This window comes from Methylorubrum zatmanii, assembly GCF_014845115.1.
Lineage (GTDB): Bacteria > Pseudomonadota > Alphaproteobacteria > Rhizobiales > Beijerinckiaceae > Methylobacterium > Methylobacterium zatmanii.
Genome location: NZ_NKUI01000047.1, coordinates 26042 through 35833, shown reverse-complemented (window position 1 = coordinate 35833; position 9792 = coordinate 26042). Strand labels below are relative to the sequence as shown.

The following is a 9792-nucleotide window of genomic DNA, read 5'->3' as shown; positions in this document are numbered from 1 at the left end:
GTGGTGGTGCCGGGCGACAACGTCACCATGGACGTCGAGCTGATCGTGCCGGTGGCCATGGAAGAGAAGCTGCGCTTCGCCATCCGCGAGGGCGGCCGCACCGTCGGTGCCGGCGTCGTCGCCGCCATCAACGACTAACCGCCACCGCAGGCATCATCGACAGGGGACGAAGAGGGGCGGGCCCTCGCGCCCGCCCTTCCAACGTTTCCGCCGAGGTCAGGTCATGAACGGTCAGAACATCCGCATTCGCCTCAAGGCGTTCGATCATCGCATTCTCGATGCCTCCACCAAGGAGATCGTCTCCACCGCGCGCCGCACCGGTGCGCAGATCCGGGGCCCGATCCCTCTGCCGACGCATATCGAGAAGTTCACGGTGAACCGCTCGCCTCACATTGATAAGAAGTCGCGCGAGCAATTCGAGATGCGCACGCACAAGCGGGTGCTCGATATCGTCGACCCGACGCCGCAGACCGTGGACGCGCTGATGAAGCTCGACCTCGCCGCTGGCGTGGACGTGGAGATCAAGCTCTAAGTCCGCGCTGGATTTAGAGCTTACCGTTTCATCGCGCGAGGGAGAGACCTATGCGCTCAGGCGTCATCGCACGGAAGGTCGGCATGACCCGCGTCTTCACAGACGCAGGCGAGCACGTGCCGGTTACCGTGCTTCAAATCGATCAGTGCCAGGTTGTGGCACACCGCACCACCGAGAAGGATGGCTACGTTGCCCTCCAGGTCGGCGTGGGCAAGGCCAAGGTGAAGAACGTGTCGGCGGCCGAGCGCGGTCGCTTCGCGGTCGCCAAGGTCGAGCCGAAGAAGAAGCTCGCCGAGTTCCGCGTGTCCGAGGACGCGCTGATTCCGGTGGGCGCCGAGATCACCGCCGACCACTTCATCCCGGGTCAGTTCGTCGACGTGACGGGCACCACCACGGGTAAGGGCTTCGCCGGCGGTATGAAGCGCTGGAACTTCGGCGGTCTGCGCGCCACCCACGGCGTGTCGATCTCCCACCGTTCGATCGGTTCGACCGGTGGCCGCCAGGATCCGGGCAAGACCTTCAAGAACAAGAAGATGCCGGGTCACCTGGGCGTCGAGCGCGTCACCACGCAGAACCTCAAGGTCGTCCGCACCGATCCGGAGCGCGGCCTGATCCTGGTCGAGGGCGCCGTCCCCGGCGTGGCCGGCGGTTGGATCCAGGTTCGCGACTCGGTCAAGCGCAAGCTGCCTGCCGACCTGCCGCTGCCGGGCAAGTTCCGTGAGAACGGTTCCGCCGCGGCCCAGGTCGAGGCAGCCCCTGAGGCTCCGGCGTCCGAGGAGAACGCGTGATGAAACTCGATATCACCACGCTCGACGGCGGCTCCGCCGGCTCGGTCGAGCTCAACGAGGCGATCTTCGGCCTTGAGCCGCGCGCCGACATCCTGCAGCGCATGGTGCGCTACCAGCTCGCCAAGCGGCGCGCCGGCACCCACGCGGTCAAGAACCGCTCGGATGTCGATCGCACCTCGAAGAAGCTGTACAAGCAGAAGGGCACCGGCAACGCCCGTCACGGCGCGGCGTCCGCCCCGCAGTTCCGCGGCGGCGGTCGCGCCTTCGGTCCGGTGGTGCGCGATCACAGCCACGACCTGCCCAAGAAGGTCCGTGCCCTGGCGCTCAAGCACGCCCTCTCGACCAAGGCCAAGGCCTCGACCCTGATCGTCGTCGACGACATCAAGGTCGACAGCCACAAGACCAAGGCGATGATCGAGCGCTTCGAGAAGCTCGGCCTGTCGAGCGCGCTGATCATCGGCGGTTCGGAGGTCGATGAGAACTTCGGTCGCGCCGCCCGCGCCATCCCGAAGATCGACGTGCTGCCCGTGCAGGGCATCAACGTCTACGACATCCTGCGCCGCGACACGCTCGTGCTGACGCGCGCCGCCGTCGACGCGCTGGAGGAGCGTTTCAAATGAGTGCCGATCCGCGCCATTACGATGTGATCGTCTCCCCCGTCATCACGGAGAAGGCGACCAACCTCACCGAACAGAACAAGGTTGTCTTCCGGGTCGCCCCGAAGGCCACCAAGCCGCAGATCAAGGAAGCGGTTGAGAAGCTGTTCGACGTCAAGGTCCTCGGTGTGAACACCCTCACGACCAAGGGCAAGAAGAAGTTCTTCCGCGGGCAGCGCGGGCAGCGTTCGGACGTGAAAAAGGCGATCGTGACCCTCGCCGAGGGCGATACGATCGACGTCACGACCGGCCTCTGAGACTTGAAGCGTTAGGATCAAGCCGATGGCCTTGAAGACATTCAAACCGGTCACGCCGAGCCTGCGCCAGCTCGTGCTCGTCGACCGCCGTGAGCTCTACAAGGGCAAGCCGGTAAAAGCGCTGACCGAGGGCAAGAGCTCCTCGGGCGGCCGCAACAACCTGGGCCGCATCACCGTCCGCTTCCGCGGCGGTGGTCACAAGCGGGTCCTGCGCAACGTCGACTTCAAGCGTCGCGAGAACCTCAACGTTCCCGCGACGGTGGAGCGGATCGAGTACGATCCGAACCGCACCGCCTTCATCGCGCTCATCACCTTCCCCGATGGGAAGCAGAGCTACATCCTCGCCCCGCAGCGCCTGTCGCCGGGAGACAAGGTGGTCGCGGGTGAGAGCGTCGACGTGAAGCCGGGCAATGCCGGTCCGATCGGCTCGATGCCGGTGGGCACCATCGTCCACAATGTCGAGCTGAAGATCGGCAAGGGCGGCGCGATCGCCCGCTCCGCCGGCAACTACGCCCAGATCGTCGGTCGCGACCAGGGCTACGTGACGCTGCGCCTCAACTCGGGTGAGCAGCGCCTGGTGCATGGTCAGTGCTTCGCGAGCGTCGGTGCGGTGTCGAACCCGGACCACATGAACATCTCGCTGGGCAAGGCCGGCCGTAACCGCTGGCTCGGCAAGCGTCCGCATAACCGCGGCGTCGCCATGAACCCGGTCGACCACCCGCACGGCGGCGGCGAGGGTCGCACCTCGGGCGGCCGGAACCCGGTCACGCCCTGGGGCGTGCCCACCAAGGGGAAGAAGACCCGGTCCAACAAGCGGACCGACACCTTCATCCTGTCCAGCCGCCATAACCGCAAGAAGTAACAGCCATGGCACGTTCCCTCTGGAAAGGGCCGTTCGTCGACGGCTACCTCCTGAAGAAGGCCGACGCCGCCCGCGGCTCCAGCCGCAACGAGGTCGTCAAGATCTGGAGCCGCCGCTCCACGATCCTTCCGCAGTTCGTGGGCATCACCTTCGGTGTGCACAACGGACACAAGCATATCCCGGTCTACGTCACCGAGGAGATGGTCGGTCACAAGTTCGGCGAGTTCTCGCCGACCCGCACCTTCCCCGGTCACGCGGCCGACAAGAAGGCGAAGAGGCGCTGAGATGGGCAAGCCTGCCACCCCCCGCGCGCTCCCCGAGAACGAAGCCAAGGCCGTCGCGCGGATGCTCCGTGTGTCGCCCCAGAAGCTCAACCTCGTGGCGGCGCTGATCCGCGGCAAGAAGGTCGATACGGCCCTTGCCGACCTCGAGTTCTCCCGCAAGCGCATCGCCCGCGATGTGAAGAAGTGCCTGGAGAGCGCGATCGCCAACGCCGAGAACAACCACGACCTGGACGTGGACGATCTCGTCGTGTCCCAGGCCTTCGTTGGCAAGGCGCTGGTGCTCAAGCGCTTCCACGCCCGTGCCCGCGGTCGCGGCGCGCGCATCCTGAAGCCCTTCTCGAACCTCACGATCGTGGTTCGCGAAGTGCGCGCTGAAGCGGCCTGAGGAGTTACCGATGGGTCAGAAGATCAATCCGATCGGCCTGCGTCTCGGCATCAACCGGACCTGGGATTCCCGCTGGTTCGCCGAGAAGGGCGAGTACGCCAAGCTGATGCATGAGGACGTGGCCATCCGTGCCGCCCTCATGAAGCAGCTCAAGCAGGCCGCCGTCTCGAAGATCGTCATCGAGCGCCCGCACCGGAAGTGCCGCGTCACCATCCACTCGGGTCGTCCGGGCGTGGTGATCGGCAAGAAGGGCGCGGACATCGAGAAGCTGCGCAAGCTCGTCGGCACGATGACCAAGGCCGACGTGACGATCAACATCGTCGAGGTGCGCAAGCCTGAGGTCGACGCGACGCTGGTCGCCGAGTCGATCGCTCAGCAGCTCGAGCGCCGCGTCGCCTTCCGTCGCGCCATGAAGCGCGCCGTGCAGTCGGCGATGCGTCTCGGCGCCGAGGGCATCCGCATCAACTGCGCCGGCCGTCTCGGCGGCGCCGAAATCGCCCGTACCGAGTGGTACCGCGAGGGTCGCGTTCCGCTGCACACGCTGCGCGCGGACGTCGATTACGGCACCGCGACGGCGTTCACCACCTACGGCACCTGTGGCATCAAGGTGTGGGTGTTCAAGGGCGAGATCCTCGAGCACGACCCGATGGCGCAGGACAAGCGCGCTCAGGAAGAGGGCGGCCGCTCTGGCGGGCGTCGTGAGCGCGATCGCGAAGGCGGCCGCGAGGGTCGCCGCGATCACGCCAACGCGTGATCGCAGCCACCTGAAGCATATGAGAGGCTGCCATGCTGCAACCCAAGAAGACCAAGTTCCGTAAGCAGTTCAAGGGGCGCATCCATGGCGCGGCCAAGGGCGGCTTTGAGCTGAACTTCGGCCAGTTCGGCCTCAAGTGCCTGGAGCCCGAGCGCATCACCGCGCGCCAGATCGAGGCGGCCCGCCGCGCGATCACCCGCGAGATGAAGCGTCAGGGCCGGGTCTGGATCCGGGTGTTCCCGGATCTCCCCGTCACCGCCAAGCCCACCGAAGTCCGCATGGGCTCCGGTAAGGGTGCGCCGGAATATTGGGCCGCCCGCGTCCATCCCGGCCGCATCATGTTCGAGGTCGATGGCGTCGCCGAAGACATCGCCCGTGAGGCGCTGCGCCTCGGTGCCGCGAAGCTGCCGGTGCGCACGCGCGTCATTCAGCGCATCGCCGATTGATAGGAAGAAGGATCATGAAGTCCGACCAGAGACTGTCTGATCTGCGCGCGATGTCGGCGGATCAGCTTACCGACGAGCTCGTCAACCTGAAGAAGGAGCAGTTCAATCTGCGCTTCCAGGGCGCGACGGGCCAGCTCGAGAACGTCGCCCGCGTCCGCGAGGTCCGGCGCGACATCGCCCGTGTCCGCACGCTGCAGCGTCAGAAGACGCTGGACGCGGCCAAGGCCTGAGGAGGTTCCCATGCCCAAGCGCGTCCTTCAGGGCGTCGTCGTTAGCGACAAGACCGATAAGACCATCGTCGTGAAGGTGGAGCGTCGCTTCACCCACCCGGTGATGAAGAAGACGGTGCGCCGTTCGAAGAACTACCATGCCCATGACGAGGGCAACGTGGCCAAGATCGGCCAGACGGTGTTCATCGAAGAGTCCCGCCCCTATTCCAAGACCAAGACCTGGAAGCTGGTCGAGGATCAGGCGGCTGCGGCCGAGGCGGCCGGCACGGCGGCCTGATTTCTTCTCAAGGGAAATCTGAAAACGGGCGCGAGAGCTGATCTCGCGCCCGTTTTCGTTGTGCGGAAGCGCGGAGCGCGATCGTCGCTCCGCCAGCCGTCACAGCCTTCCTATTGAACCAGGGCCGGCCGAATCGCCGGCGCCGCGAAGGGCTGAATCGATCATGCCCTGCTTCGCCCAGGATGCCGGGGACGCGTCTTGTTTTCGCGCCGGCGCGCAGGGATCATGAAGTGTCATCCGCTTCTCTTCCTGGCCGTGATGGAAGAGGCGACGAAAATGATGCCACGCACCATGTCATGCCTTGCAATCCGCGGCGGTCCATAGTACCGGACCGACCTTCGCGACAGTCCTTGGGGTGTTCGCACTCCTTTCGTACGCGGTGACCGCGCCGGCACTGAGAAGTGCCGTTTGCGCGGTTCGTTACATCCGGGGACGTCAGATCCCCATCAGGCGTCGTCCGCCGGGCAATACCGCCCGCGTGCGGAAACCCGCTTGAAACAAGGAAAGGTCACTCTCGTGATCCAGATGCAGACGAATCTGGACGTCGCCGACAATTCGGGTGCGCGCCGCGTGATGTGCATCAAGGTGCTCGGCGGGTCGAAGCGCAAATATGCCGGCGTCGGCGACATCATCGTCGTTTCCGTCAAGGAGGCGATCCCGCGCGGCCGCGTGAAGAAGGGCGACGTCATGAAGGCGGTCGTCGTGCGCACCGCCAAGGACGTGAAGCGCGCCGACGGTTCGGTGATCCGCTTCGACAAGAACGCTGCCGTTCTGATCAACAATCAGAAGGAGCCGGTCGGCACCCGTATCTTCGGGCCGGTGCCGCGCGAGCTGCGCGCCCGCAACCACATGAAGATCATCTCGCTCGCTCCTGAGGTGCTGTGATGGCCGCCAAGATCAAGAAGGGCGACACGGTCGTCGTTCTCACCGGTCGCGACTCGGGTCGCTCCGGCGAGGTCATCCAGGTCATGCCGAAGGAGGACAAGGCTCTCGTTCGCGGCATCAACCTGGTGAAGAAGCACCAGCGCCAGACTCAGAACCAGGAGGGCGGCATCATCTCCAAGGAGGCTGCCATCCACCTGTCCAACATCGCGGTGGCCGATGCCAACGGCAAGCCGACCCGGGTTGGGTTCCGCATCCTCGACGACGGGCGCAAGGTCCGGTTCGCCAAGACCACGGGGGATCAGATCGATGGCTGAGGCCGACAAGAACGCCTACGTCCCGCGTCTGCGCAAGCATTACGACGAGGTCGTCCGGCAGAAGCTGATCGAGCAGTTCGGGTACAAGAACCCGATGCAGGTCCCGCAGATCGAGAAGATCGTCATCAACATGGGCGTCGGCGAGTCCACCGCCGATTCGAAGAAGGCTTCGGTGGCTGCGGGCGATCTCGCCCTCATCGCCGGCCAGAAGCCGGTCATCACCCGCGCCCGCAAGGCGATCGCGACCTTCAAGGTCCGCGAGGGCATGCCGATCGGCTGCAAGGTGACCCTTCGCAAGGCCCGCATGTACGAGTTCATGGATCGCCTGATCACGATCGCGCTGCCGCGCGTTCGCGACTTCCGCGGCCTGAACCCGCGCTCCTTCGACGGCCGCGGCAACTACGCCATGGGCCTCAAGGAGCACCTCGTGTTCCCGGAGATCTCCTACGACAAGGCGGAGCAGACCTGGGGCATGGACATCGTCGTCCAGACGAGCGCCACCACGGACGAAGAGGCCAAGGCTCTCCTCGCCCACTTCAAGTTCCCGTTCCGGCAGTAAGCGGCGGCAACGTCGCTTAGACGCGGACACTGGAGACAGACATGGCTAAGAAAAGCTCAGTCGAGAAGAACAACCACCGCAAGGAGCTGGTGAAGCGCTTCGCCGAGAAGCGTAAGGCCCTCCTCGCCATCGCCAACGACGAGTCCCGCGAGATGGAGGAGCGCTTCGAGGCGCGCCTCAAGCTGGCGGAACTGCCGCGCAATTCGTCGGCCACCCGCATCCGCAACCGCTGCGAGATGACCGGCCGTCCGCGGGCCTACTACCGTAAGCTCGGCATTTCGCGCGTCGCTCTGCGCGATCTCGGCAACCGGGGTTTGATCCCCGGTCTCGTGAAGTCCAGCTGGTAAGGGGAGGCATCCATGGTGAACGATCCCGTGGGTGATATGCTCACCCGCATCCGCAACGGTCAGAGCCGCCGCCGCAACGTCGTCCAGACCCCCGGCTCGCGCCTGCGCGCCTCGGTCCTCGACGTGCTGAAGTCCGAGGGCTACATCCGCGACTACGCGGTGTCCGACCTCGGCAACGGCCGCACCGAGTTCGCGATCGAACTCAAGTACTACGACGGTCGCCCGGTCATCCGGGAGATCAAGCGCGTGTCGAAGCCCGGCCGCCGCGTCTACTCGTCGGTTGGCGAGCTGCCGCGTGTCGCCGACGGTCTCGGCGTGACCATCATCTCGACCCCGCAGGGCGTCATGGCCGATCACGAGGCGCGCGAGCGCAACGTCGGCGGTGAAGTGCTCTGCAAGGTGTTCTGATCCGGAGGACAGCGACATGTCTCGCGTAGGCAAGAAGCCCGTCCCCGTCCCGTCCGGCGTCACCGCCACGGTTACGGGTCAGACGGTGAAGATGAAGGGCTCGAAGGGCGAGCTCCAGTTCGTGGTGCCGCCCCAGGTCACCGTCGAGTTCAAGGACGGTGCCGTCTCGGTGCAGCCCAAGGACCAGTCGAAGGCGGCCCGCTCCCTGTGGGGCACCTCGCGCGCCCAGGTGGCGAACCTCGTCGAGGGCGTCTCCAAGGGCTTCGAGAAGAAGCTGGAGATCACCGGCGTGGGTTACCGCGCGGCGATGGCCGGCAAGGCCCTCAAGCTGTCGCTCGGCTACAGCCACGACATCGAATACGAGATCCCGGCCGGGATCACCATCACCACGCCCAAGCCCACGGAGATCGTGGTGGCGGGCATCGACCGGCAGCGCGTCGGTCAGGTGGCGGCGGAGATTCGCGAGTATCGCGGCCCCGAGCCCTACAAGGGTAAGGGCGTCAAGTACGCTGGCGAATTCATCTTCCGCAAGGAAGGCAAGAAGAAGTAAGGGGGGCGATCATGTCGAACAAGAACGAAGCCCTCCTGCGCCGCAAGGCGCGCGTGCGCCGGGCCCTTCGGACCGCCGCCAACGGCCGTCCGCGGCTGTCGGTGTTCCGCTCGTCCAAGCAGATCTACGTCCAGGTCATCGACGACGCTGCGGGCCGCACGCTCGCCGCCGCCTCGAGCCTCGACAAGGACCTGCGGACCAGCCTCAAGACCGGCGCCGACAAGGCGGCGGCCGAGGCCGTGGGCAAGCTCGTCGCCGAGCGCGCCAAGGCTGCCGGCGTCACCAAGGTCATCTTCGACCGTTCGGGCTACATCTTCCACGGTCGCGTCAAGGCTCTCGCCGACGCGGCCCGCGAAGGCGGCCTGGACTTCTGAGGATGCTTTTTCCTCCCCGTCCGCGGGGAGGAAACCATCGAGCGAGCGGGTCGTTTCGGCCCGCGCCAGTGAGATAACAGGAACCTGATATGGCACGTGAACGCGAGGGTCGTCGCCGCGACGACCGCGAAGAGCGCGACAGCGAGTTCGTGGACAAGCTCGTCCACATCAACCGCGTCGCCAAGGTGGTGAAGGGTGGCCGTCGCTTCGGCTTCGCGGCGCTCGTCGTCGTCGGAGACCAGAAGGGCCGCGTCGGCTTCGGCCACGGCAAGGCCCGTGAGGTGCCGGAGGCGATCCGCAAGGCGACCGAGGCCGCCAAGCGCGGTCTGATCCGCGTCAGCCTGCGCGAAGGCCGCACGCTGCACCACGACGTCAACGGCCGTCACGGCGCCGGCAAGGTGATCCTCCGCGCTGCCCCGCAGGGCACCGGCATCATCGCGGGCGGCCCGATGCGCGCCGTCTTCGAGACGCTCGGCATGCAGGACGTCGTCGCCAAGTCGCTCGGCTCGTCCAACCCCTACAACCTCGTGCGCGCCACCTTCGACGCGCTCAAGAACGAGGACAGCCCGCGCTCGGTCGCGGCCCGTCGCGGTCTCAAGGTGTCGGCCCTCCAGGCCCGTCGCCGCGATGCCGACCCGGCCGACACCTCCGAAGCGGCCGTCGCGTAAGGGGAGGGCAGCATGGCTAACAAGACTGTCCGCATCGAGCAGATCGGTTCGCCGATCCGCCGCGAGGCCTCCCAGCGCGCGACGCTGATCGGCCTCAAGCTGAACAAGCTGCACCGCGTGTCCGAGCTGGAGGATACTCCCTCGGTGCGGGGCATGATCCGCAAGGTCGCGCATCTGGTGCGCGTCCTCGACGACGCCGCGGCGTGAGGAGGGCTC

21 protein-coding genes are annotated in these 9792 nt (G+C 66.0%); all 21 read left to right on the top strand.

The features are described from left to right. The coding region (locus MZTS_RS06755) for an EF-Tu C-terminal domain-related protein (RefSeq protein ID WP_484502685.1) at positions 1–138 on the top strand (138 nt) is incomplete at its 5' end. An 85-nt stretch (positions 139–223) separates the two neighbouring features. Further along, entirely contained in the window at positions 224–532 is a 309-nt protein-coding gene (gene rpsJ / locus MZTS_RS06750; RefSeq protein WP_003597088.1) for a 30S ribosomal protein S10, read from the top strand. Positions 533–582: 50 nt separating this feature from the next. Beyond that, positions 583–1320 (top strand): 50S ribosomal protein L3, encoded by a 738-nt coding sequence (gene rplC / locus MZTS_RS06745; RefSeq protein ID WP_192282735.1) that lies wholly within the window; start codon positions 583–585, stop codon positions 1318–1320. Next, a complete protein-coding gene (rplD, locus tag MZTS_RS06740) occupies positions 1320–1940 on the top strand; it encodes a 50S ribosomal protein L4 (RefSeq protein WP_009862618.1) in 621 nt (206 codons plus the stop codon). Before rplC ends, rplD begins: the two co-directional genes overlap by 1 nt. Further along, entirely contained in the window at positions 1937–2233 is a 297-nt protein-coding gene (locus tag MZTS_RS06735; RefSeq protein ID WP_192282733.1) for a 50S ribosomal protein L23, read from the top strand. Before rplD ends, MZTS_RS06735 begins: the two co-directional genes overlap by 4 nt. Before the next feature lie 25 nt (positions 2234–2258). Continuing rightward, positions 2259–3095 (top strand): 50S ribosomal protein L2, encoded by an 837-nt coding sequence (gene rplB, locus MZTS_RS06730; protein ID WP_012454029.1) that lies wholly within the window; start codon positions 2259–2261, stop codon positions 3093–3095. Positions 3096–3100: 5 nt separating this feature from the next. After that, positions 3101–3379: a 30S ribosomal protein S19 gene (gene rpsS / locus MZTS_RS06725; protein WP_009865532.1), complete on the top strand. Its 279-nt coding sequence runs from the start codon at positions 3101–3103 to the stop codon at positions 3377–3379. A 1-nt stretch (position 3380) separates the two neighbouring features. Next, positions 3381–3764 (top strand): 50S ribosomal protein L22, encoded by a 384-nt coding sequence (gene rplV / locus MZTS_RS06720; protein WP_009865531.1) that lies wholly within the window; start codon positions 3381–3383, stop codon positions 3762–3764. A gap of 10 nt (positions 3765–3774) precedes the next feature. Next, the gene (gene rpsC, locus MZTS_RS06715) at positions 3775–4518 is read left to right on the top strand and encodes a 30S ribosomal protein S3 (RefSeq protein WP_192282731.1); all 744 of its coding nucleotides are present in this window, start codon (positions 3775–3777) and stop codon (positions 4516–4518) included. A gap of 32 nt (positions 4519–4550) precedes the next feature. Next, on the top strand, positions 4551–4964 hold the full coding sequence (gene rplP / locus MZTS_RS06710; RefSeq protein WP_017485512.1) for a 50S ribosomal protein L16: 414 nt from the start codon (positions 4551–4553) through the stop codon (positions 4962–4964). A gap of 14 nt (positions 4965–4978) precedes the next feature. Next, the gene (rpmC, locus tag MZTS_RS06705; RefSeq protein ID WP_192282729.1) at positions 4979–5194 is read left to right on the top strand and encodes a 50S ribosomal protein L29; all 216 of its coding nucleotides are present in this window, start codon (positions 4979–4981) and stop codon (positions 5192–5194) included. 10 nt (positions 5195–5204) lie between these two features. Next, on the top strand, positions 5205–5471 hold the full coding sequence (gene rpsQ, locus MZTS_RS06700) for a 30S ribosomal protein S17 (protein WP_192282727.1): 267 nt from the start codon (positions 5205–5207) through the stop codon (positions 5469–5471). 516 nt (positions 5472–5987) lie between these two features. Continuing rightward, positions 5988–6356 carry a 50S ribosomal protein L14 gene (gene rplN / locus MZTS_RS06695; RefSeq protein ID WP_012253654.1) on the top strand — a complete coding sequence of 123 codons (369 nt, stop codon included), beginning with the start codon at positions 5988–5990 and terminating at the stop codon, positions 6354–6356. Beyond that, positions 6356–6670 (top strand): 50S ribosomal protein L24, encoded by a 315-nt coding sequence (gene rplX, locus MZTS_RS06690; protein WP_192282725.1) that lies wholly within the window; start codon positions 6356–6358, stop codon positions 6668–6670. Before rplN ends, rplX begins: the two co-directional genes overlap by 1 nt. Next, positions 6663–7229 (top strand): 50S ribosomal protein L5, encoded by a 567-nt coding sequence (gene rplE, locus MZTS_RS06685; protein ID WP_192282723.1) that lies wholly within the window; start codon positions 6663–6665, stop codon positions 7227–7229. The genes rplX and rplE overlap by 8 nt, the downstream gene beginning before the upstream one ends. Positions 7230–7270: 41 nt before the next feature. Then, positions 7271–7576: a 30S ribosomal protein S14 gene (gene rpsN, locus MZTS_RS06680; protein WP_009861481.1), complete on the top strand. Its 306-nt coding sequence runs from the start codon at positions 7271–7273 to the stop codon at positions 7574–7576. 12 nt (positions 7577–7588) lie between these two features. After that, on the top strand, positions 7589–7984 hold the full coding sequence (gene rpsH, locus MZTS_RS06675; RefSeq protein WP_192282721.1) for a 30S ribosomal protein S8: 396 nt from the start codon (positions 7589–7591) through the stop codon (positions 7982–7984). Between the two features lie 16 nt (positions 7985–8000). Next, entirely contained in the window at positions 8001–8534 is a 534-nt protein-coding gene (gene rplF, locus MZTS_RS06670; protein WP_192282719.1) for a 50S ribosomal protein L6, read from the top strand. Positions 8535–8545: 11 nt separating this feature from the next. Beyond that, positions 8546–8908 (top strand): 50S ribosomal protein L18, encoded by a 363-nt coding sequence (gene rplR, locus MZTS_RS06665; protein WP_192282717.1) that lies wholly within the window; start codon positions 8546–8548, stop codon positions 8906–8908. A gap of 89 nt (positions 8909–8997) precedes the next feature. Then, on the top strand, positions 8998–9576 hold the full coding sequence (gene rpsE, locus MZTS_RS06660; protein ID WP_012253652.1) for a 30S ribosomal protein S5: 579 nt from the start codon (positions 8998–9000) through the stop codon (positions 9574–9576). Positions 9577–9588: 12 nt separating this feature from the next. Further along, positions 9589–9783 carry a 50S ribosomal protein L30 gene (rpmD, locus tag MZTS_RS06655; protein WP_108940102.1) on the top strand — a complete coding sequence of 65 codons (195 nt, stop codon included), beginning with the start codon at positions 9589–9591 and terminating at the stop codon, positions 9781–9783. The last annotated feature ends 9 nt before the right edge of the window (positions 9784–9792 follow it).